Here is a 22,242-nt window from a genome sequence, read left to right on the forward strand (position 1 = left end):
TCGTCGCGGCGGCCCGCTCCCCCGGTTCCCAAGCCGCCCGGAACCCGGAGCCGTTCGCCTACAGGAAGCCGTCGAAGTCGTCCAGCGCCCGGAGGATCTCCGTCTCCCCCGCGGGCGGCAGCTGGAGGACGACCTCCTCGATGCCCGACTCGGCGTAGTGGGCGAGCTTGCCGGGGGTGGGCAGGACGGCGTACGGGACCACCTGGAGGGCGGCCGGGTCGCGGCCCGCGTCCGCCCAAGCCGAACGGAGCACGGGCAGCGACTCGCCGAGGCCCCGGCCGCCGATCGGCATCCACCCGTCGGCGTACTCGGCGATGTGCGCGAACAGCCTGGGCCCGGCGGCCCCGCCGATCAGCGTGCGGGGGCCTACGACCGGACCGCGCGGCTGCTGCGCCGGCTCGGGGTGCGCGAAGCTCGCCCGCACGCCGCCGAACTCGCCCGCGTACGCCGCCGGTTCCGCCGACCACAGCGCCCGCATGAGCCGCATCCGGTCCCGGACCAGCTCGCGCCGGGTGCGCCACTCGACGCCGTGGTCGGCGGCCTCCTCGACGTTCCAGCCGTAGCCGAGGCCGAGCGTGAAGCGGCCGCCGGAGAGGTGGTCCAGGGTCGCGATCTGCTTGGCGAGGGCGATCGGGTCGTGCTGGGCGACCAGGGTGACCCCGGTGCCGAGGCCCAGCCGCGAGGTGACGGCCGCGGCCTGCCCGAGGGCGACGAAGGGGTCGAGGGTGCGGCCGTACTCGCGCGGCAGGTCGCCACCGGCCGGGTAGGGGGTGGTGCGCTCGACGGGGATGTGGGTGTGCTCGGGCAGGTACAGGCCGGCGTAGCCGCGCTGCTCGAGTTCGCGGGCGAGACGGGTGGGGGTGATGGTCTCGTCGGTGAGAAAGACCGTGACGGCGATGCGCATGGGCCATCTGTACCGGGTGGGCCGTCGAGAGTCCATACCGACCGGTCGGGATTTCCGCCCCTTCGGCGGGGTGGATGCGCGGGGGTCCGCCGTGGCCGACGACGCGGTTCCCGTGCGCCCGGGGTCGGCCTACGTTGGACGCGTGACGACCATGCGCGGCACTCTCGCCCCGGGCTCCCCGGACTACGTCTACCTACCCTTCGAAGTCCCCCCGCACACCGCGGAGTTGAGGGTCTCCTACGCCTACGACAGGCCCTCCGTCCCCGCCGGCACCCCCGGCAACGCCCTGGACATCGGGCTCTTCGACGAGCGCGGGACCGAGGTGGGCGGGCCGGGCTTCCGGGGCTGGTCCGGAGGTGCGCGCACGGAGTTCTTCGTGCGGGCGGACGACGCGACGCCCGGGTATCTCCCCGGGCCGCTGCGCCCCGGCACCTGGCACATCGCGCTCGGCCCGTACACGGTCGCGCCGCAGGGCCTGTCGTACGAGGTGACGGTCGCGCTGACGCGGGGGGAGCCCGGCCGGACCCCGGCGCCCGGGTACCCGCCGTCGCGGGCGCGAGGACGGGGACGGGACTGGTACCGGGGGGACTGCCACCTGCACTCGTGGCACTCCGACGGGCGGCGCACACCGGGTGAGATCGCGGCGCTGGCGCGGGCGGCGGGGCTGGACTTCCTCAACAGTTCCGAGCACAACACCTCGTCGTCGCACGCCCACTGGGCCGACGCGGCGGGTGAGGACCTGCTGGTGATGCTCGGCGAGGAGGTGACGACGAGGAACGGTCACGTGCTGGCGCTCGGCACCGAGCCCGGCACCTTCGTGGACTGGCGCTACCGGGCCCGGGACGGCCGCTGGGGGCGCTTCGCCCGGGAGATCCGCGCGGCCGGAGGGCTGGTCGTACCGGCGCATCCGCACGCCACGTGCCTCGGGTGCGCCTGGAAGTTCGGGTTCGCGGAGGCGGACGCGGTCGAGGTGTGGAACGGGCCGTACACGCCCGACGACGAGGTGACCCTGGCCGCCTGGGACGCGCGGCTGGTCGCGTCGGTGCGTCAGGGGCGGCACGGCGGCCCCGGGTGGCTGCCCGCGATGGGCGGCAGCGACGCGCACCGGGCCCCGGACGCGGTCGGCCTGCCGCAGACGGTCGTCCTGGCCGAGGACCTGACCCGGGAGGCGATCCAGGAGGGTCTTCGCGCGGGGCGCTCGTACGTGGCGGAGTCCCGGCACGTCGGCCTCGCCCTCGGCGCCACCGGACCCGACGGGCGGCGGGCGGGGATCGGGGAGCGGCTGGCCGTGGCGGCGGACACGCCGGTGACCGTCCGGCTGGGGGTGACCGGCGCCCCGCGCTGCTCGGTCCGGTTCGTGACGGACCAGGGCGCGGTGTTCACGAGCGGACCGCTGCCGGTGTCCGGGTCCGGGTCGGTTCAGTGGCGCACGACAGCCGGGCACGCGGCGTACGTGCGCGCAGAGGTGCGCCACGAGGCGGCGCTCGGCCCGGCGGGCGGCGGGGCGATGGCCGCCTTCACCAACCCGGTGTTCCTCGGCACTACGTGATCTGCTCCGCCGCCCACTCGGCCCACTCGCGCCGCATGGCGTTGAAGCGCAGGCCGTACTCCAGGGCGATCCGGCCGTGGACCGAGAGGTTGCCGTCGTCCCAGTCGATGGAGTCCGACAGCCGGCGCAACTGCTCGATGCTCTGCTCGGACATCTGAGCGAGTTCGGTCAGGTAGCCGCGCGCCTGGTCGGGGGGCAGCACGCCGAGGAAGAAGACGCGCAGCAGGATGTCGCTGCGGATGGTGCGCTGGGGCGTGGTTTCGGTCAGCCAGTGCCGCAGTTCGGCGAGTCCCTCGTCGGTGAGGGCGTACTCCTTGCGGCCGCGCGGGCCCTCGGCGGCCACGGTGATCAGGCCGGAGCCGGCGAGCTTGGTCAGCTCGGTGTAGATCTGGCTCTGGGTGGCGGGCCAGACGTTGGCCAGTGAGGTCTCGAACCGCTTCAGTAGGTCGTACCCGCTGGCGGGGCGTTCCGAGAGCAGGCCGAGCAGGGCGTGTCTGAGGCTCATGCCCCCACTCTACCTTCCACTCTTGACATGTCGAGACTCGACCTTCTACTTTCGACATGTCACAAGAGACAGCTCGGCGGACCGAACCGGGCTTCGAGTGGAAAACGGGGCCACCTCATGTCGTATCTGCGCACGTTCCTGCCCTGGATCGTCTTCGCCGTCATCCCCTCCGGGGACTGGCAGTGGGGGGCGCCGGCCGCCTTCGTCGTCGCGGCGGCGCTCATCGTCCAGGAGAAGCGGAAGGGCGCCGGATTCGACGCCCTGATCATCGAGACCGGTTCGGCCGTCTTCTTCGCCGCCCTCGCCGCCGTCGCCCTCACCGACCCGCACTCGGGCGTGCACGACTACGCGGCGGCCCTGTCCTCCGGCACCCTGGCCGTCATCGCCGGGGTCTCGCTGGCCGTCGGACGGCCGTTCACGCTCGGCATCGCCAAGCGGACCACGCCGCGTGAGCTGTGGGGGCTGAGGCCGTTCGTCCGGACCAACGTGGTCATCACCGCCGGGTGGACCGCCGCCTTCGCCCTGACCGCCGTCGTCCTCGCCCTGGTCGAGCACGCCGGGCACGCCCACTCGACGCCGGCCACGCTCGTGCAGATCGCCGGCTTCGTCGTCCCGATGCTCTTCACCGTGCGCTACGTCGCCCACGTCCAGGCCAAGGCCGGGCAGGTGGCCCGATGACCACGCCCAGGCACCTCTTGGGGAACTACGCGCCGGTCCGCGAGGAACTCACCGCCCACGACCTGCCGGTCACCGGCACGATCCCGCCCGAGCTGGCCGGCTGGTACCTGCGCAACGGCCCGAACCCGGCCGACGCCGCCTCCGGGCACTGGTTCTTCGGCGACGGCATGGTGCACGGTGTGCGGATCGAGGGCGGCCGGGCGGTGTCGTACCGCAACCGCTGGGTCCGCACCAGCCGGCTCACCGAGGGCGCGCGGATGTACGACGAGCAGGGCCGGCGGGACCTCACGGCCGGCCCGGCCAACACCCACGTCGTCCGGCACGCGGGCCGCACCCTCGCGCTGGTCGAGAGCGCGCTGCCCTACGAACTCACCTGCGACCTGGACACCAAGGGCCCCTACGACTTCGGCGGCCGGCTGCGCACCGCCATGACCGCCCACCCGAAGACCTGCCCGGTCACCGGGGAGCTGCACTTCTTCGGCTACGGCATGGTGGAGAGCGAGCGCCTCACCTACCACCGGGCGGACGCCTCCGGCGAGTTGGTGCTCAGCAGGCCGGTCGACGTGCCGGCCCCGACCATGCACCACGACTTCGCCCTCACCGCCGGGCACGTCGTCTTCATGGACCTGCCGGTCGTCTTCGACGTCGAACTCGCGCTGATCGGCGGCACGATGCCGTACCGCTGGGACGACGGGTACGGGGCCCGCCTCGGCGTCCTGCGACGCGACGACCCGCACGGCGAGGTGCGATGGTTCACGATCGACCCCTGCTACGTCTTTCACGTGCTCAACGCCCACGACGCGCCGGACGGGACGATCGTGCTGCACGTGATGCGCTACCCGGAGCTGTGGCGGCGGACCGCGGACGGCGGTACGGCGTCCCAGCGGGCGGTGCTGTGGAAGTGGACCGCCGACCCGGTCACGGGAAAGGTGCGCGAGGAGCAACTGGACGACCGGCCGGGCGAGTTCCCGCGCGTCGACGACCGGCTCACCGGCCTTCCCGCCGGGCACGGGCACATCACCTGCGGCACCTCACTGGTCCGCTACGACCTGGCCACCGGCGCCGCCACCGCCCACGACTTCGGCCCCGCCCGCACCCCGGGCGAGGCCGCCTTCGCCCCCGCCGACCGCGCACCGGGCGGCCCCGGCTGGCTCCTGACGTACGTCCACGACGCCACCACCGACCGCAGCGACCTGGTCGTCCTCGACGCCGGCAACCTCACCGCGCCCCCGGTCGCCACCATCCACCTGCCGACCCGGGTGCCCTTCGGCTTCCACGGCAACTGGCTGGCGGATGCGGAGAGTCAGGCGGTGCGGCGGAGGCTCAGCGGACGGTGATCCGGTACTCGAAGTACGCGGGCTGTGCGCTCGGTTCGCCCGTGGCGGTGGGGGCGGCGGACGGCGACGGGGAAGCGGTCGCCCTGCCGCCCTCGGGGCAGCGGCCGAGTACGCAGTACAGCAGCGTCACTCTGGTCGTGCCCGACTTCACCGCAGTGAAGTCGAAGTACTGCGTGCCCCCGGATCCGCCGTCCAGCGGGGTGTCGTGGAAGTCCTTGCGCTCGCCGCGGTACTTCGGCACGCCCGCGTCGGGGTCCGGAGCAGCGAGGTACCAGTCCTGGCCCATGCTCGGGTTCGCCGGGACGTTCAGCGTGAACCTGCTTCCGGCGTCCACCGTGATGGAGCGGTCCCGGGTGCCGTACTCGGCGTCCCCGCCCTGGGCACCGCAGGCCGTCAGGGCGGACAGTACGGCCAGCGCGGGGGTGAGGGCTCACCCCGGCCACACGATCGACTGCACCTCGCTGTAGGCGTGCAGGGCGTACGACCCCACGTCCCGGCCGACCCCACTCCGCTTGAAGCCGCCGAACGGCGCCTCCATGTTGCGCCCGACGGTGTTGATCCCGACCCCGCCGGCCCGCAGCCGCCGGGCCACCCGGAAGGCACGGGCCACGTCCCCCGACCAGACGTAGTCGATGAGGCCGTAGTCGGAGTCGTTGGCGAGCGCGACGCCCTCGTCCTCCTCGTCGAAGGGGATCACACACACCACCGGCCCGAAGATCTCCTCCCGGGCCACCCGCATGTCGTTGGAGCAGCCGGCGAGGAGGGTGGGCGCCACGTAGAAGCCCCGGTCGAGCGGCGGACGCTCACCCCCGGCCACGACCTGCGCGCCCTCCTTCCGGCCCAGTTCGACGTACGACTCGACGCGCGCCCGGTGCGCGGCGGAGATGACCGGACCGACCACCGTGTCCGGCGCCCCCGGGTCGCCCACCGTCAGCCGCGCGGCGTAGGAGGCGAGTTGACCGACCAGCCGGTCGTACACGCCCCGCTGGGCGAGCACCCGGGTCGGGGCGGTGCAGATCTGCCCGCTGTAGAAGGAGAAGGTGGTGCCGATGCCGGCGACGGCCGAGGCGAGGTCCGCGTCGTCGAAGACCACGGCCGCGCCCTTCCCGCCCAGCTCCATCAACTGGCGTTTCATGCCCCGCCCGCACACCTCGGCGATGCGCCGGCCGACGGCGGTGGAACCGGTGAAGCTCACCATGTCGACGTCGTCCGACCCGACCGCCGCCTCACCGACCGCCACGTCCCGCCCGGAGACGACGTTCACCACCCCGGGCGGCACCCCGGCGGCCTGCAGGGCCTCGGCCATCCGGTAGACGGACAGGGGGTCCTGCGGGGCGGGTTTCACCACCACCGTGTTGCCCATGGCCAGAGCGGGGGCGACCTTGCCCGCCGGGTTGGCCCACGGGTTGTTGTACGAGGTGACGCAGGCGACGACCCCGACGGGCTGCCGTATCGCCAGCGCGCCCATCACACCGGCCCTGCCCATCGGCCCGGCCTCGTTGATCTGCGGGGCGATCGCCCACTCGGCCGGCTCGACCGCGGCGTACCGCCGGAACCGGGCGGCGGCCACCCCGACCTGCATGGCCCGGGCCGTCCCCGTGGTCGCCCCGGTCTCGGCCCGCGCCAGTTCGGCGTACTCCACGAGTCGGCCCCGGATGATGTCCGCCGCCCGCCCGAGCACCGCGGCCCGCTCCTCCGGCCGGGTCCGCGACCACGCCCCCAACGCCTCCCGGGCCGCCGCGCAGGCCTCGCGCACCTGCGCCGGTGAGGCCTCCGGCGCCCGGCCGACGGTCTCCTCGGTGGCCGGGTCGGTCACCGGGTAGTGGCCGCCGTCCGGCTCGACCCACCGCCCGCCGACGAACAGCCGCTGCCCGTCGCTCACCTGGTGCTCACCGTCCTGGTGTCGCGCCCCGACCGCAGCACCTTCCCGGGCACCGCCCCGCTCACCACGTCGTCCCGGATCGCCTCGACCCCGTTGACCCACACGGCACGCACCCCGATCGCCTTCGAGTCCAGGCGGGCGCCGTCGCCCGGCAGGTCGTGCACCAGACGGGCCTGGCCGGCGTCGATCCGCTCCGGGTCGAACAGGACGAGGTCCGCGTGCCAGCCCTCCCGCACCCGCCCGCGCTCCCGGAGCCCGAACAGCCGCGCCGGCTCGTCGGTCAGCATCCTCACCGCCTGCTCCAGACCGGCCGCCCGCCGGCCGCGCAGGCAGTCCCCGAGGAACCGCGTGGTGTACGGCGCCCCGCACATCCGGTCCAGGTGGGCGCCCGCGTCGGAGCCGCCGAGCAGGACGTCCTCGTGCCGCCAGGTCTCGGCGCGCAGCGCCCAGGACGCCGGGTCGTTGTCGGTGGGCATGGGCCACAGCACGGTGCGCAGTTGGTCGGCGGCGCAGATCTCGACCAGGCAGGTGAACGGGTCCTGCCCCCGCTCGGCCGCGATGTCGCGCACGACCCGGCCGGTGAGTCCCCGGTTGGCCGGGCTGTAGGTGTCGCCGATGACGTACCGCCCGAAGTCCGTCAGCCGCCGGAGGACGCCCGCCTCCCTGGACGCGGCCCGCCGCAGCATCCGCCCGCGCACGTCCGGGTCACGGAGCCTGGCGATCCGCTCCGGGACCGGCAGGCCCAGGATCTCGCCCCAGCCCGGGATCAGGTTGAGCGCGCAGAACGTGCCCAGGGACATGTTCATCGGGGTGAGGATCGGCATGGTCAGGGCGACCACCCGGCCGCCCGCCTTCCGGGCCCGCTCGCTCGCGCTCAGCTGCCGGGGCACGCGCTCGGGCACGGCGGCGTCGACGGTGAGCACGTTCCAGTTCAGGGGCCGCCCGGCGGCCGCGCTCATCTCCACGAGCAGGTCGATCTCGGCGTCGCTGAACCGGTCCAGGCACCCGGCGACGATCGCCTCGATCTGGGTGCCCTCGTGCTCGCCGACGGCGCGGGAGAGGGCCAGCAGTTCCGCGGGCCGGGCGTGCCGGGAGGCCACCGGCTGCCCGTCCCCGTCGGCGTGCGTGCTCGACTGGGTGGTGGACAGCCCCCAGGCGCCGGCGTCCATGGCGTCGTGCAGCAGCCGCACCATGGCGTCCAGCTGGTCCCCGCTCGGCTGCCCGCCGACGGCGGCCGGGCCCATGACATGCCGCCGCAGCGCGCAGTGCCCGACCATGAAGCCGACGTTGACGGCGGTCCGCCCTTCGAGCGCGTCCAGGTACTCCCCGAAGGAGTGCCAGCTCCACGGCGCGCCCTGCTCCAGCGCCACCAGGGACATGCCCTCCACCCTGGCCATCATGCGGCGGGTGTAGTCGGCGTCCTCGGGACGGGCGGGGTTGAGGGGCGCGAGGGTGAAGCCGCAGTTCCCGGCGGCGACCGTGGTCACCCCGTGGTTCAGGGAGGGTGTGGCGTACGGGTCCCAGAAGAGCTGGGCGTCGTAGTGGGTGTGCGGGTCGACGAAGCCGGGGGTCAGGACGAGCCCCCGCGCGTCCTCGGTGGTGCGTGCCTGATCGGTGACGCGTCCGACGGCGGCGATCCGCCCGTCGCGTATCCCCACGTCGGCGGTGCGGGCGGGCGCGCCCGAGCCGTCCACGACGGTGGCACCCTTGATCAGGTGGTCCAGCATGCCGGGATCCCTCCATCAGGCGGCCTGGCGGAACCGCGAGGTCCGGTGCACGGGATCGGTGTCGATCTTCGGGATGACGTGCTCGCCGATCAGCCGGATCGTCCGCAGCGTCTGCTCCTTCGGCACCCCCACCGGCAGCCCGAAGCTCAGCTGGTCGGCCCCGGCCTGCTCCCACCGCTTGCACTGCCGCAGCACCTCGTCCGGGTCGCCGCAGATCAGCAGCTCCTCCTCGATGAGCAGCTCGACGAACTCGGCCGTGTACTCCGGCAGCGTCTGCGGCCACTCCGGAAAGCCCTCGGGGCGGGGGAAGGTGTCGTGGTACCGGAAGACCAGCGAGGGCAGGTAGTGCAGGCCGCCGCCCACGGCGGTCTCGATCGCCTCGGCGTGTGTCGGTGCGCAGATCGCGGTGGTCGTCACCATCACGTTGTCGTTGACGAAGTCGCCGACGGGCTCGGCGTCCACGATCGCCGTCTTGTACTGCTCCAGCACCCACTCCATGTCGGAGACCTTCTGGATGCTGAAGCCGAGCACGCCGAGTCCCTTCCTCGCGGCCATGGCGTACGACGGCGGGGAGCCGGCCGCGTACCACATCGCCGGGTGGGACTTCCCGTACGGCTTCGGCAGGACCTTGCGCGGCGGCAGCTGCCAGTGCTTGCCCTGGAAGCCGGCGTACTCGTCCTGGAGCCACATCTTGGGAAACTCGGCGATCGTCTCCTCCCAGATCTCCTTCGTGCAGTTCATGTCGGTCACACCCGGGATGAACCCGAGGATCTCGTGCGAGCCGGCGCCCCGGCCGCTGCCGAACTCGAAGCGGCCCTCGCTGAGGTGGTCGAGCATGGCGACCTTCTCGGCGACCTTCACCGGGTGGTTGACCTGGGCGAGCGGGTTGAAGATCCCGGAGCCGAGGTGGATGCGGTCCGTCGCGTGGGCCAGGTAGCCGAGGAAGACGTCGTTGGCCGACAAGTGGGAGTACTCCTCCAGGAAGTGGTGCTCGGAGGCCCAGGCGTACTTGAAGCCGGACCGGTCCGCCTGAATGACGTACTCGGTCTCCTCCATCAGCGCCTTGTGCTCGGCGAGCGGGTCGGTCTCGGCGCGCTTGCCCACGTATCCCTGTACAAAGAGCCCGAATTCCACGGAGGTTCACCGTCCCCGGTCCCGAAGCTTTTCTGACGCTCCGTCAGTTCTGGACGACTGTCGCATCGCCGTCACGGGGGGTCAATAGCTGACGCAGCGTCAGATGAGGGTGACCCCGGCCAGCCATCCCCCGTCGATCACGAACGGCTGCCCGGTGATGTACGAGGAGTCGTCCGAGGTGAGGAAGAGGGCGAGGCGCGCCACCTCCTCCGGCCGCCCGACCCGCCCGAGCGGCACGAGCCTGCGGTAGAGCTCGTCCAGGGCCCGGCCCGTCTCCTTTGGGTCGGCGTCCGGGTCCAGCCGGGCCGGGTTGGACATGGGGGTGTCGATGGCGCCCGGGCAGACCGCGTTGACCCGTATCCGCCGGCCCGCGAGCTCCAGCGCGGCCACCCGGGTCAGGCCGAGCACGGCGTGCTTGGTGGCGGCGTACGTGCCGACGGCCGCCATCCCCGTCAGGGCGGTGCACGAGGCGGTGTTCACGATCGTGCCGCCGTCCGCGAGCTCGGGCGCGACCGCCTTCATCCCCAGGAAGCAGCCGACCTGGTTGACCTGCACGACCTGCATGAACTCGTCCAGCGGCGTGTCCACGAGGGCGTTGAAGCGCAGGATGCCCGCGTTGTTGACCAGCCCGTCGATCCGCCCGTACGCGCGCTTGACCGCCGCGACGGCCTCCCGCCAGCTCTCCTCGGTGCCCACGTCGAGGTGGACGTAGAGCGCCCCGATCTCCTTGGCCAGGGCCTCCCCCTGGCCGTCCAGCACATCGGCGACGACCACCCGCGCGCCCTCCGCCCGGAAGAGCCGTGCCTCCTGCTCGCCCTGCCCGCGCGCCGCCCCGGTGATGACGACGACCCGCCCGTCCAGCTTGCCCACGAAGCTCCTCCTCAGTTCAGCCGGGGTGCGACCTCCGCCCCGAACGCGTCGATCTGCTCGATGAGTTCGGCCCGGCACCGGCTGCGGAACCGCACCTGGACCTGGTGCACGCCCATCGCCCGGTAGGCCCGCAGCGACTCGGCGAGGGCCTGCGGCGCCCCGGTCAGGGTCCGCCGCCCGACGTCCCAGCCGGCCCGGCCGACGTACAGCGGCTCGGTGAGGGCGCCGACGGTGAACGGCCCCCGCACGCCCTGCTCCGCCCGCAGCTGCCGGATCCGCGCGATCTGCGCCGGCAGGCGGTCGCGCGGGTCGCCCTGTGGCAGCCAGCCGTCGCCCTTCAGGGCGGCCCGGCGCACCGCGGCCGGCGACGATCCGCCGACCCACAGCGGCACGTGCGGCTGCGCGGGACGGGGGCGCTGGCCGAGGCCCGCGAAGTCGTACAGCTTGCCGTGGTGCTCGGGGAACTCCTCCGGTCCGAGGGCGGCCCGCAGCGCGTCGATGCTCTCGTCCAGCAGGGCACCCCGCCGTGCGAAGTCCGCCCCCAGGACCTCGAACTCCTCCCGCACGTGCCCGGCCCCCACGCCGAGGATCAGCCGCCCGCCGGAGAGGTGGTCGAGCGTGGCGTACTGCTTCGCGGTGAGCAGCGGGTGCCGCAGCCCGGCCACGGCCACATGGCTGAGCAGCCGGACGCGCTCGGTCACGGCCGCGAGGTGGGCGAGGGTGGCGACGGGGTCGTACCAGACCGTGCTCATGGACGGGGCCAGCCGGCGCGGGATCGCCACATGGTCGCAGCAGGCCAGGTAGTCGAACCCGGCCCGGTCCGCGGCCCGCGCGACCTCCACCAGGTCCCCCGGCCCGGCGCCCGCCTCCCAGGCCTCGGTGTACAGGGTGCTCTGGGACTGGACGGGCAGCTGGATGCCGTACGCGAGGGCACTCACCGCCAGAGCCCTTCGGGGGTGAGCCCGAGGAGCCCGATCGCGTTGCCGCGCACGATCCGCTCGACCGCGTCCGCCGGCAGATGTCCCATCTGCGCCTCGCCCACCTCGCGGGACCTGGGCCAGGTGGAGTCGGAGTGGGGGTAGTCGGTCTCGTAGAGGACGTTGCCGACGCCGACGGAGTCGAGGTTCCTCAGCCCGAAGGCGTCGTCGAAGAAACAGCCGTACACGTGCTCGGCGAACAGCTCGGACGGCGGCCGGTGCACCTTGTCGGCGACACCGCCCCAGCCGCGGTTCTCCTCCCAGACCACGTCGGCGCGTTCGAGGATGTAGGGGATCCAGCCGATCTGCCCCTCGGCGTACATCACCCTCAGGTTCGCAAAGCGCTCGAACTTGCCGCTCATCAGCCAGTCGACCATCGAGAAGCAGCAGTTGGCGAAGGTGATGGTGGAGCCGACGGCGGGCGGGGCGTCGGCGGAGGTGGAGGGCATCCGGCTGCTGGAGCCGATGTGCATGGCGACGACCGTGCCGGTCTCGTCGCAGGCCGCGAGGAACGGGTCCCAGTCGTCCGTGTGGACGGACGGCAGGCCGAGGTAGGGGGGTATCTCGGAGAAGGCGACGGCCCGGACGCCCCGGGCGGCGTTGCGCCGGACCTCCCGGGCGGCCAGCTCCGGGTCCCACAGGGGGATGAGGGTGAGCGGTATCAGCCGTCCGCGGGACGCGGGCCCGCACCACTCCTCCACCATCCAGTCGTTGTAGGCGCGGACGCACAGCAGGGCGAGTTCCCTGTCGGCGGCCTCGGTGAAGGTCTGCCCGCAGAAGCGGGGGAAGGTGGGGAAACACAGCGCGGACTGCACGTGGTTGACGTCCATGTCGGCGAGGCGCGCGGCCACGTCGTACGACCCCGGCCGCATCTGCTCGTAGGTGATGACCTCCAGCTTCACCTCGTCCCGGGCGCAGCCGACGGCGGTGTCGAGGCGGGTGAGGGGCCGGCGCAGGCCCTCGTAGACCCACCAGTCGCCGAGCGGGCCGTCGGTGCCGCCCGGTTCGCCCATGACCGGCCGGAAGCGCCCGCCCAGGAAGGTCATCTCCTGCACGGGTGCGCGGACGATCCGGGGCCCGGTGTCCAGGTACTTCTTCGGCAGCCGGTCCTGCCACACGCCGGCGGGCTCGACGGTGTGGTCGTCCACGGAGATGATCAGCGGAAACGTGCTGTCGTGGGAGTCCATGGCGCCCACGGTAGCGCCGATCTGACGGTCCGTCAGCTATCGGGGCCGGCCCGCTGCGTGCGAAGAGGGTGTGTGGGCTTTGTGATCGAGGCGCAGCGCCCTGTGATCGGCGTCTCGCACGGCTGACGCAACCGTCCGGAACAAGGCAAACTGACGGGGTTGTTCGTGATGCCGAGGGGGACGAACGCATGGACGGTGGGCCGCGAGTACCCGAGCAGCGGCGTCCCGGTTCCGTGGCCATGGCCGACGCCGTCACGGAGCCGGAGGCGGCGCGCTTCAGCGTGCTCGGTCCGGTGCGGGCCTGGCGCGGCGCGGAGGCGGTCGGCACCGGCTCCCCCCAGCAGCGCGCCCTGCTGGCCGCCCTGCTGCTGCGCGAGGGCCGCACGGCCACGGCGGCGGAGCTGATCGACGCCCTGTGGGGCCCCGAGCCGCCGTCCCAGGCGCTGGCGGCGGTCCGCACGTACGCCTCCCGCCTGCGCAAGGCCCTCGGCCCCGGCATCCTGGTGAGCGAGTCCGGCGGCTACGCGATCCGGGGCCTGCGCGAGGGCGCCCTGGATCTGACGGCGGCGCAGAACCTGGCGGCGGAGGCGGAGAAGGCGCGGGGCTCGGGCGACCTGGGGCGGGCGCGGGAACTCCTGAACAAGACCCTCGCCCTGTGGGACGGCGAGGTCCTGGCCGGCGTGCCCGGCCCCTACGCGGAGACCCAGCGCGTCCGCCTCGAGGAGTGGCGGCTCGGACTGCTCGAGTCCCGCCTCGACATGGACCTGGAGCAGGGCTGCCACACGGAGGCGGTGTCCGAGCTGACCGCCCTGACGGCGGCGCATCCGCTGCGGGAGCGGCTGCGGGAGCTGCTCATGCTCGCCCTGTACCGCAGCGGCCGCCAGGCCGAGGCCCTGGCCGTGTACGCCGACACCCGCCGCCTGCTCGCCGAGGAGCTGGGCGTGGACCCGCGTCCCGGCCTGAGCGAGCTGCAGCAGCGCATCCTGCAGGCGGACCCGGCGCTGGCCGAACCCTCCGCCCCGGCGCCGGAGCCGTCCGCGGCCCCGGTCCGCCCGGCCCAGCTCCCCGCCTCCGTGCCGGACTTCACCGGCCGGGCCGCCTTCGTGGACGAGCTGAGCGACGTGCTGGCGTCGGCGTCCGAGGCGGAGGGCCGGGTCATGGCGGTCTCGGCGCTGGCCGGCATCGGAGGAGTCGGCAAGACGACCCTCGCGGTGCACGTGGCCCACCGCGCCCGCCCGGCCTTCCCGGACGGCCAGCTGTACGTGGACCTGCAGGGCGCCGGTCCCCGCCCGGCGGAGCCCGAGACGGTCCTGGGCTCCTTCCTGCGCGCACTGGGCACGGCGGACTCGGCGATCCCCGACTCCCTGGACGAACGCGCGGCCCTGTACCGCTCGGTCCTGGACGGCCGCCGCGTCCTGGTCCTGCTGGACAACGCCAAGGACGCGGCCCAGGTGCGCCCGCTGCTGCCGGGCACCGAGGGGTGCGCGGCGCTCGTCACCTCCCGGGCGCGCATGGTCGACCTGGCCGGGGCACATCTGGTGGACCTGGACGTGATGTCCCCGGACGAGGCCCTCGCGCTCTTCACGAAGATCGTGGGCGAGGAGCGGGTCGCGGCGGAGCGCGAGGCCGCCCTCGACGTGGTCGCGGCCTGCGGCTTCCTCCCGCTGGCGATCCGCATCGCGGCCTCCCGCCTGGCGGCCCGCCGCACCTGGACGGTCTCCGTGCTGGCGGCCAAGCTCGCGGACGAACGCCGCCGCCTGGACGAGTTGCAGGCCGGCGACCTCGCGGTGAAGGCCACCTTCGAACTCGGCTACGGCCAGCTGGAGCCGGCCCAGGCCCGGGCCTTCCGCCTGCTGGGCCTCGCGGACGGCCCGGACATCTCCCTGGCCGCCGCGGCGGCGGTCCTCGACCTGTCGGCGGAGGAGACGGAGGACCTGCTGGAGTCGCTGGTGGACACGTCCCTGCTGGAGTCCGCCGCCCCCGGCCGCTACCGCTTCCACGACCTGGTCCGCCTCTACGCGCGCGCCTGCGCCGAACGGGACGAGCAGCCGCCGAGCGAGCGGGAGGCCGCGATGTCGCGGCTGCTGGACTTCTATCTGGCCACGGCGGCGGGCGTCTACGCGATCGAGCGGCCGGAGGACCGGCTGGTGGACCACCTGGAGCCGACGAGCCATCCGGGGCTGACGTTCGAGGACCGGCACCGCGCGCAGGACTGGCTGTACGCGGAGGCGATCTGCCTGCTGGCGTGCGTGCGGCAGTCGACGGCTCCGCACCGCCTCAGGCGTGCCGTCGACCTGTTGTGGGCCGCCATCGACCTGACCGAGTCGGGCGCCAACTCCCGTGAGTACGTGGACACCGCGGCCTCCGTGCGCGCCGCGGCACGCGCCGCCGGCGACCAGCGCGCGGAGGCCCGCGCGCTCGTCACCGTCGCCAACGGCCACCATCTGACGGGCCGGTTCGAGCCGGCCGCCGACGAGGCCACCGAGGCGCTGCGCCTGGCCGACGCCGCGAAAGACCCCCTGCCCCAGTGCTGGGCGTCCAACATGCTCGGCATCATCGCGCTGTACCAGAGCCGTCTCGAGGACGGTGAGAAGCACCTGACCCGCGCCATCGACAGCTTCCGCACCTGCAAGGACCGCCCCGGAGAGGCCAGCGCCCTGTGCAACCTCTCCCGGATCCGGCTGGCGATGGGGCACACCACGAGCGCGGTGTCCCTGGCCCAGCAGGGGACCGACATGTACGACGACATGGGGCATGCGCTCAAGGGCGCCAACGGCCGCTACGCGCTGGGGCTGGCGCTCACCCAGTGCGGCCGGTACGAGCACGCCGCCGAGCGTCTCGAAGAGGCCCTGTCGGTGTTCCGGGACAGCCGGATGCGCCTGTGGGAGGGCATGACCCTGTTCCGCCTCGCGGAGCTCGACCTGGCGGCGGGCCGTCCGGCCCAGGCCGCGACCAACGCGGAGACGGCGCTGTCCCTTCTGCGTGGGGTCGGCGGTGACTGGCGGCGCGGCAACGTGCTCACCGTGCTGGGCCGGGCCCTGGGCGGCATCGGGCAGTCCGGCCGGGCACAGGTCTGCTGGCGGGAGGCCCTCGAGATCTTCGAGACCCTGAAGGCGCCGGAGGCCGAGGAGGTACGGGGCCTTCTCGGCTCCCGTGCCGTCGTCTGACGCGGTGCATCTATGCGTTCATCGTTCGTTTATCGCGCCACGGCATCCTCGTTCCTGTCGATCCGCCGCGTCGGGGGGCAGACGGACCGGCCGACCGCCGCACCGTAAGGTGTAGCGGCCCGGAGGCACCCGTCCGGCGGCCCTCGGGGGAGCTGCCGGACGGGATCCGCCCGCGCACCGCGCAACACGTCCTTTCAGGGGAGAGTCATGAGCAACGAGAACACGCCCACGGCGGCGGCTGCGGACACCGAGCCGGCCGAGGTGACCACGCTGAACAGCCACGCCACCATCGAGCCGGTGAAGATCACCCCCCTCGACGCCGGCGAGACCGATGGCACGGTCACGCCCGACAACTCGCACGCCACCGACGAGAAGGCCTGACGGGACCTCTCACCACACGGGGAACGGCCGCGGCGGCGCGGAGGGGGAGCCGTCGCGGCCGAGGCGTGTGCGGGCGCCGCACTCAGCGCCCCCGCAGCAGCCCCTTCACCACCTTCCCGCTCGCGTTGCGCGGCAGTTCGCCCACGAACTCCACCGCCCTCGGCACCTTGTAGTTGGCCATCTCGCGGCGGGACCAGGCGATCAGGTCGTCGGCGGTGAGGTGGCAGTCCGGGCGGCGGACCACGAAGGCCTTGGCGACCTCGCCGAGGCGGGCGTCCGGCACGCCGATCACGGCCACCTCCCGCACGTCCGGGTGGACGCCCAGCAGGTGCTCGATCTCCGCCGGGTAGGCGTTGAAGCCGCCGACGATGAACATGTCCTTGATGCGGTCCGTGATGCGCAGGTTCCCGGCGGCGTCCAGGACGCCCACGTCGCCCGTGCTCAGCCAGCCCTCCGGGGAGAGGGCCTCGGCGGTCGCCCCGGGGTCGCCGTCGTAGCCGCGCATGACGTTGAAGCCGCGGACCAGGATCTCGCCCGGCGTGCCGGGGGACACCGGAGTGCCCGCGGCGTCCACCACCCGTATCTCGGTGCCGGGGATCGCCCGGCCGGAGGTGGAGGCGATGACCGAGGGGGCGTCGCCGCGCCGGCACATGGTGACGATGCCGGTCGCCTCCGAGAGGCCGTACGCCGTCAGGACCGTGCCCACCCCCAGTTCGCCGCGCAGGCGTTCCACCAGCCGCAGGGGGACCACGGACGCGCCCGTGACCACCAGCCTCAGCGCGGACAGGTCGTGGGCGTCGCGGGACGGGTGGTCCAGCAGCGACTGCAGGAGGGTGGGCGGGCCGGGCAGGACCGACACGCGCTCCGCCGCCATGTTCGCCAGCGCCGTGCCCGCGTCGAACACCGGCTGCGGGATCATCGCCGCCCCGCGCATCAGGCAGGCGATCACCCCGGCCTTGTAGCCGAAGGTGTGGAAGAAGGGGTTGACGATCAGGTAGCGGTCGGTGGCGCGCAGGCCCGCCAGGTCCGCCCAGATCGCGTAGGCCCGCAACGTCTGGCCGTGCGTGATCACCGCTCCCTTGGGGCGGCCCGTCGTGCCCGACGTGTAGACGATGTCCGAGACGGACGCCTCGTCCAATCGCCCGGCCCGGGCCAGCACTTCGGCTCCGCCCACGCCCTCTCCCCCGGCCAGGAACTCCTTCCAGGTGCGGAAGTCCGGTGGCGCGTCCTGCGACAGCACCACCACCTGCTCCAGCTCCGGCAGTCCGGGCAGCGGCCCCCGGGCGGCCGGCGCCCCCTCCCCGGCCGCCCGGCGCAGGGAGGCCACGTACGAGGTGCCCAGGAAGGTGCCGGTCACGAAGAGGAGGCGGGACCTGCTGCGGCGCAGCACGTCCACCGCCTCGGCGCCCTTGAAGCGGGTGTTCAGCGGCACCAGGACCGCGCCCGCCGAGACCGCGCCGAGGGCCGCGGTGATCCAGTCCAGGCAGTTGGGGGCCCAGACGGCCACCCGGTCGCCCGGCTCCACCCCGCTCGCGAGGCAGGCCGCCGCCGCACGCTCGACGCGGGCGCCCAGTTCGGCGTAGGTGATCCTGGTGCGCCCCTCGACCACGGCCTCGGCGTCCGCGTACCGCTCGGCCGACGACCGCACCAGCTCCGGGACGGTGCCCCAGTCGCTCATTGCCCCCTCCACCGCATAGCTGACTGCCCGTCAGATTAGCGGTAACCTGACGGCCTGTCAGGAGAAGGGGGCCGGTCATGGCAGCTACCGGGCTCAAGGACGCCACCGCCATCGTCGGCATCGGGCAGACCGCCTTCGCCAGACACCTTCCGGAGGACGAGCGGACGCTGGCCTGCCGGGCCGTGCTCGCCGCGCTGGACGACGCCGGGATCGCCCCCGGCGAGGTCGACGCCCTGGCCTCCTACACCATGGAGGAGACCGACGAGGTGGAGCTGGCGAAGTCGGTGGGGTTCGGGGATCTGACCTTCTTCGGCAAGGTGGGGTACGGGGGCGGCGGATCGTGCGCCACCGTCGCGCACCTCGCCGGGGCCATCGCGTCCGGGCAGGCCACGGTGGGGGTCGCCTGGCGGTCGCGCAAGCGCGGCAGCGGGCCCCGCCCGTGGACCGGCACCACCGCGCAGCTGCCCACTCCGGCCCAGTGGACCCGGCCCTTCGGGCTGCTGCGGCCCGCCGACGAGATCGCGATGCTGGCGCGGCGGTACATGCACGAGTACGGCGCCACCCGCGACCACCTCTTCAACGTGGCCCTCGCCTGCCGCAACCGGGCCAACCAGAACCCGGCGGCCGTGATGTACGAGCGGCCCCTGACCCGCGAGATGTACATGACCTCGCGGTGGATCAGCGAGCCGCTGTGCCTGTTCGACAACTGCCTGGAGACGGACGGGGCCCTGGCGTGCGTGGTCGTCGGCAGGGAGCGCGCGCGGGACTGCGCGCACAGGCCCGTCTACGTGCACTCCGCCGCGCAGGGGCTGCCCGCGCAGCACCACGGCATGGTCAACTACTGGAACGACGACCCCCTGACCGGGCCCGCCTGGACCGCCGCCCGGCACCTGTGGAAGCACGCCGACGTCACCCCGGACGACGTGGACGTGGCGCAGATCTACGACGCCTTCACGGCGCTCGTCCCGCTGTCGCTGGAGGGCTACGGCTTCTGCGGCAGGGGGGAGGGGGGCGCCTTCACCGAGCAGGGCGCCCTGGAGATCGGGGGCCGGCTGCCCCTCAACACCAGCGGCGGCGGGCTCAGCGAGGCCTATGTGCACGGCTTCAACCTCATCAACGAGGGCGTCAGACAGCTGCGCGGCACCAGCACCGCCCAGGTGCCCGGCGCCGCCACCTGCCTCGTCACCGCCGGCGAGGGCGTCCCCACCTCCGCGCTGCTGCTGAGGAGCTGACCATGCTGACTCCCGTCACCGACACCGACGGCGCCCCCTTCTGGGAGTACGCGGCCCGCGGCGAACTGCGCGTGCAGGCCTGCGCCGCGTGCGGCGAGCCGCGGTTCCCGCCCCGGCCGTGCTGCCCGCACTGCCAGTCCTTCGCGAGCCGGTGGCGGCCGGTGTCGGGGCGCGGGCGGGTGTGGTCGTACGTGGTCCCGCACCCGCCGCTGCTGCCCGGCTACGCGGAGCAGGCGCCCTACAACGTGGTCGTCGTGGAGCTGGAGGACGCGCCCCGGATACGGCTGGTCGGAAACGTCGTCACCCGGGCCGGGGCGCCGCTGGACTCGCTCGATCCGCGGCGCGTCACGATCGGCGCCCGCGTCCGGGCGGTCTTCTCCGGGGGGCTGCCCCAGTGGGTGCTCGCGTGAACACCGTGCGCCTGGAGGCCGACAGGGACACCGGTGTCGCCGTGGTCACGCTGGACCGGCCCGAGCGGCTCAACGCCGTCGACCTCGTCATGGTCCGGGAACTCGCCGAGACCTGGGGCCGGTTGCGATGCGACGACTCGGTGCGGGCCGTCGTGCTCACCGGGGCCGGGGAGCGGGCGTTCTGCACGGGCATCGACCGGGACGCGGCCGTGCCGCAGCCGTCGTCGCCGTACATGCAGGACGATCCGCTGCTCGGCGCCGGGCCGAAGGCGAACGGCCTGTGGAAGCCGGTGGTGGCCGCGGTGCGCGGGATGGCCTGCGGCGGGGCCTTCTATCTGCTGGGCGAGAGCGAGTTCGTGGTCGCGGACACGACGGCGGTCTTCTTCGATCCGCACACCACGTACGGCATGGTCAGCGCGTACGAGTCCGTGCTCATGGCCGGGCGCATGCCGTACGGGGAGGTCGCGCGGATGATGCTGATGGGCACGGCCGAGCGGATCTCCGCCGAGCGGGCCCACGCGGTCGGGCTCGTGTCCGAAGTCGTGGGTCCCGGCGAGGCGTTGGACGCCGCCGTGCGGTGCGCCGCCGTCATCGCCGGGTATCCGCCGAAGGGGGTGCAGGGGACCGTGCGGGCGCTGTGGGCGGCCGGGGAGGCGGCGCGGGCGCAGGGATGCGCGCAGGCGCCGCATCTCATCGCGCTGGGCAACCTGTCGCCCGGGCGGCAGGCGGAGCTGTTCGCCGCACGACGACGGGAGTTCCGGGTGCGTTAGCCCGCGAGCAGGGCCCTGGGACCGACCCTGCAGTGGCCGACCTGGTGGACGAGCCCGTCGTCGGCGAAGTCGGTGCCGCGCAGCAGCTCCACCCGGACGCGCGCCGTGCCCTTCGCGGGCACGGTGACCGTCGCGGAGTTCTCCGCGACCAGCGTGTTCTTGCTGTCGTCGAACTCGACGTCCACCGTGAACCGGGCCTGGCGGCCGTTGGGGTTGGTGACCTCGACGGTCGCGTACGGCGCCTTCTCGGTCGCGCAGCGCACCAGCTTCGCCGTCCCGTCCCGCAGGGCCGTGCCGCTGCTGGAGGGGGTGGAGGTGACCCGGTGCGTGGGCCGGCGGCCGTAGCCGCCGGTGCCGCCGCTCGTACCGCTGTCGTGGTGGTCGTCGCCGTAGCTGCGGTGGTAGCTGTCGTGGTCCTGATGGGAGCTGCTGCACCCGCCCCCGCCCCCGGTGCGGTGACGGCTGTGATGGTGGCGGCCGGTCGAGAAGCCGGTCAGGTTCAGCACCACGAAGGCCAGTACGGCCGTGAACCTGAGCGCGCGCGTACGGGTTTGCGTGTGCATGCCATCACCCTAGCCGCCCCGGTCACCGCGTGGCGCCGGTGGAGCACCGCGGGGGGCGTCAGCCCCGGGACGGCCGCCGTCCGGAGCCCTTCCGTGCCATGTGCGACGGCCGTCACGCCTCTCACGCCGTACGGGCCGTCCCCGTGCCCTTCTCCGCGTCCAGCGCGTACACGCAGCGGTCCTTGCTGCAGGCGTACACCACGCCGTCCTTGACCACCGGGGAGCCGGTGATCTCCCCGCCGGTCGCCAGCTTCCAGCGCAGCCGGCCGTCGTCGGCCTTCAGGGTGTACAGCAGATGGTCGGTGGAGCCGAAGTGGATGCGCCCCTCGGCGACCGCCGGGGAGCCCACCACGTCACCGCCCGCCTGGAACCGCCACTTGGGGGTGCCGGTGACCGCGTCCAGGGTGTAGAGGCCCTTGCCGCTGCCCACGTGGACGTGGCCGGCCGCCACCAGGACCGGCTCGACGGAGGAGCGGGCCTCGGTGGCGATGCGCCAGCGGTCGCGGCCGTCGGTGGCGTCGAGGGCGTACACCGTGCCGAGATAGTCGGCGAGGTAGATGCCGCCGCCGGTGACGGCCGGGCCCGGGGCGAAGGCCGGCGGGCACAGGAAGACCGCCGGGGCCTCGAAGTGCCAGCGGACCATGCCGCTCGCCGCCTCGACGGCGAGGACGCGGGTGCCGGCGCTGACGTACACGTAGCCGTCGGGGGCCGGGGTGAGGCGGACGGGCACGCCGCCGCAGGAGGCCGCGTCGCCGACGGGGTACGACCAGCGCTCCTCGCCGGTGCGGGCCTCCAGCGCGCGCAGCCGGGCGTCCTGCCAGACGTAGACCGTGCCGTCGTGGACGAGCGGGCCGGCCTCGGGGGACTCGAAGTCGGTCTGGCAGCCGCTGATCTCCCACAGCTTCTGCCCGTTCCCGGCCTCCCATGCCTGCACACCGCCGCCCCGGGTGCCGGTGACGACCGTGCCGCGGTCGGCGCGCAGCGAGTACACCCAGGCGTCCGTGGACAGCCGCCACAGATCGGTGCCCTCGCGCGCGTCCAGCGCGAACAGGGTGGGGCCGTCGGAGGCGTACACCCGGCCGTCCGCGACCGCCATGGACCAGGCGACGTCCCGGGTCTTGAACCGGCGGCGGCCGGTGGCCACGTCGAGGGCGTGCACCTCGAAGGACGTGACGTACACCAGGTCGCCGTCGACCGAGGGGGTGCCCCAGACGTCGTTCGACATGCGGAAACGCCACGGACGCCAGCCGCTCGCCGTCTCCGGGGGCTGGGGCGGGGCGGGCGGTACGGC

At 73.6% G+C, this 22,242-nt stretch carries 20 protein-coding genes; 8 read left to right on the forward strand and 12 right to left on the reverse strand.

Annotated elements, in window-relative coordinates:
• Positions 1-58 precede the first annotated feature (58 nt).
• Entirely contained in the window at positions 59-904 is an 846-nt protein-coding gene (locus tag ACLU3S_RS17220; protein ID WP_413952749.1) for an LLM class F420-dependent oxidoreductase, read from the reverse strand.
• A 151-nt stretch (positions 905-1,055) separates the two neighbouring features.
• Here ACLU3S_RS17220 and ACLU3S_RS17225 point away from each other — a divergent pair, with 151 nt between their 5' ends.
• Positions 1,056-2,453, forward strand: coding sequence for a CehA/McbA family metallohydrolase (locus tag ACLU3S_RS17225; RefSeq protein ID WP_413952768.1), 1,398 nt, complete (start codon positions 1,056-1,058; stop codon positions 2,451-2,453).
• Here the strand turns inward: ACLU3S_RS17225 and ACLU3S_RS17230 are convergent.
• Positions 2,446-2,958, reverse strand: coding sequence for a PadR family transcriptional regulator (locus ACLU3S_RS17230; RefSeq protein ID WP_413952750.1), 513 nt, complete (start codon positions 2,956-2,958; stop codon positions 2,446-2,448). The two genes, ACLU3S_RS17225 and ACLU3S_RS17230, sit on opposite strands and share 8 nt — an antisense overlap.
• 117 nt (positions 2,959-3,075) lie before the next feature.
• On the opposite strand from ACLU3S_RS17230, the gene ACLU3S_RS17235 reads away from it, so the two are divergent.
• Positions 3,076-3,636, forward strand: coding sequence for a hypothetical protein (locus ACLU3S_RS17235; protein ID WP_413952751.1), 561 nt, complete (start codon positions 3,076-3,078; stop codon positions 3,634-3,636).
• Complete coding sequence (locus ACLU3S_RS17240; RefSeq protein ID WP_413952752.1) at positions 3,633-4,973, forward strand: carotenoid oxygenase family protein; 1,341 nt, start codon at positions 3,633-3,635, stop codon at positions 4,971-4,973. The genes ACLU3S_RS17235 and ACLU3S_RS17240 overlap by 4 nt, the downstream gene beginning before the upstream one ends.
• Here the strand turns inward: ACLU3S_RS17240 and ACLU3S_RS17245 are convergent.
• The 7 genes from ACLU3S_RS17245 to ACLU3S_RS17275 form a co-directional block, all read right to left on the reverse strand.
• Positions 4,960-5,307 (reverse strand): protease inhibitor I42 family protein, encoded by a 348-nt coding sequence (locus ACLU3S_RS17245; RefSeq protein WP_413952753.1) that lies wholly within the window; start codon positions 5,305-5,307, stop codon positions 4,960-4,962. The genes ACLU3S_RS17240 and ACLU3S_RS17245 overlap by 14 nt on opposite strands.
• 96 nt (positions 5,308-5,403) lie before the next feature.
• The gene (locus ACLU3S_RS17250; RefSeq protein WP_413952754.1) at positions 5,404-6,855 is read right to left on the reverse strand and encodes an aldehyde dehydrogenase family protein; all 1,452 of its coding nucleotides are present in this window, start codon (positions 6,853-6,855) and stop codon (positions 5,404-5,406) included.
• The gene (locus ACLU3S_RS17255) at positions 6,852-8,582 is read right to left on the reverse strand and encodes an N-acyl-D-amino-acid deacylase family protein (RefSeq protein ID WP_413952755.1); all 1,731 of its coding nucleotides are present in this window, start codon (positions 8,580-8,582) and stop codon (positions 6,852-6,854) included. The genes ACLU3S_RS17250 and ACLU3S_RS17255 overlap by 4 nt, the downstream gene beginning before the upstream one ends.
• 15 nt (positions 8,583-8,597) lie before the next feature.
• Positions 8,598-9,716 (reverse strand): LLM class flavin-dependent oxidoreductase, encoded by a 1,119-nt coding sequence (locus tag ACLU3S_RS17260; RefSeq protein WP_413952756.1) that lies wholly within the window; start codon positions 9,714-9,716, stop codon positions 8,598-8,600.
• A gap of 99 nt (positions 9,717-9,815) precedes the next feature.
• A complete protein-coding gene (locus tag ACLU3S_RS17265) occupies positions 9,816-10,586 on the reverse strand; it encodes an SDR family NAD(P)-dependent oxidoreductase (protein WP_413952757.1) in 771 nt (256 codons plus the stop codon).
• 11 nt (positions 10,587-10,597) lie between these two features.
• The gene (locus ACLU3S_RS17270; protein WP_413952758.1) at positions 10,598-11,524 is read right to left on the reverse strand and encodes an LLM class F420-dependent oxidoreductase; all 927 of its coding nucleotides are present in this window, start codon (positions 11,522-11,524) and stop codon (positions 10,598-10,600) included.
• Positions 11,521-12,750 carry an amidohydrolase family protein gene (locus tag ACLU3S_RS17275; RefSeq protein WP_413952759.1) on the reverse strand — a complete coding sequence of 410 codons (1,230 nt, stop codon included), beginning with the start codon at positions 12,748-12,750 and terminating at the stop codon, positions 11,521-11,523. Before ACLU3S_RS17275 ends, ACLU3S_RS17270 begins: the two co-directional genes overlap by 4 nt.
• A 188-nt stretch (positions 12,751-12,938) precedes the next feature.
• Here ACLU3S_RS17275 and ACLU3S_RS17280 point away from each other — a divergent pair, with 188 nt between their 5' ends.
• Both ACLU3S_RS17280 and ACLU3S_RS17285 read left to right on the forward strand, forming a co-directional pair.
• Complete coding sequence (locus tag ACLU3S_RS17280) at positions 12,939-15,917, forward strand: AfsR/SARP family transcriptional regulator (protein WP_413952760.1); 2,979 nt, start codon at positions 12,939-12,941, stop codon at positions 15,915-15,917.
• A 207-nt stretch (positions 15,918-16,124) separates the two neighbouring features.
• Positions 16,125-16,298, forward strand: a complete 174-nt coding sequence (locus tag ACLU3S_RS17285) for a hypothetical protein (protein ID WP_413952761.1) — start codon at positions 16,125-16,127, stop codon at positions 16,296-16,298.
• A gap of 82 nt (positions 16,299-16,380) precedes the next feature.
• Here the strand turns inward: ACLU3S_RS17285 and ACLU3S_RS17290 are convergent, their stop codons facing one another.
• Positions 16,381-17,976 (reverse strand): FadD3 family acyl-CoA ligase, encoded by a 1,596-nt coding sequence (locus tag ACLU3S_RS17290; protein WP_413952762.1) that lies wholly within the window; start codon positions 17,974-17,976, stop codon positions 16,381-16,383.
• 77 nt (positions 17,977-18,053) lie between these two features.
• Between ACLU3S_RS17290 and ACLU3S_RS17295 the strand changes: the two genes are divergently transcribed.
• Genes ACLU3S_RS17295 through ACLU3S_RS17305 form a run of 3 tightly spaced genes read left to right on the forward strand, consistent with a single transcriptional unit; the run spans position 18,054 to position 20,388 of the window.
• The gene (locus ACLU3S_RS17295; protein ID WP_413952763.1) at positions 18,054-19,208 is read left to right on the forward strand and encodes a lipid-transfer protein; all 1,155 of its coding nucleotides are present in this window, start codon (positions 18,054-18,056) and stop codon (positions 19,206-19,208) included.
• A gap of 2 nt (positions 19,209-19,210) precedes the next feature.
• On the forward strand, positions 19,211-19,618 hold the full coding sequence (locus tag ACLU3S_RS17300; RefSeq protein WP_413952764.1) for a Zn-ribbon domain-containing OB-fold protein: 408 nt from the start codon (positions 19,211-19,213) through the stop codon (positions 19,616-19,618).
• Entirely contained in the window at positions 19,603-20,388 is a 786-nt protein-coding gene (locus tag ACLU3S_RS17305; RefSeq protein ID WP_413952765.1) for an enoyl-CoA hydratase/isomerase family protein, read from the forward strand. The genes ACLU3S_RS17300 and ACLU3S_RS17305 overlap by 16 nt, the downstream gene beginning before the upstream one ends.
• Here the strand turns inward: ACLU3S_RS17305 and ACLU3S_RS17310 are convergent.
• Positions 20,385-20,951, reverse strand: coding sequence for a hypothetical protein (locus ACLU3S_RS17310; RefSeq protein ID WP_413952766.1), 567 nt, complete (start codon positions 20,949-20,951; stop codon positions 20,385-20,387). The two genes, ACLU3S_RS17305 and ACLU3S_RS17310, sit on opposite strands and share 4 nt — an antisense overlap.
• 121 nt (positions 20,952-21,072) lie before the next feature.
• On the reverse strand, positions 21,073-22,242 hold a 1,170-nt coding region (locus ACLU3S_RS17315), incomplete at its 5' end, for a PQQ-binding-like beta-propeller repeat protein (protein WP_413952767.1).

The sequence above is a fragment of the Streptomyces sp. AF1A genome (genome assembly GCF_047340315.1).
Lineage (GTDB): Bacteria > Actinomycetota > Actinomycetes > Streptomycetales > Streptomycetaceae > Streptomyces.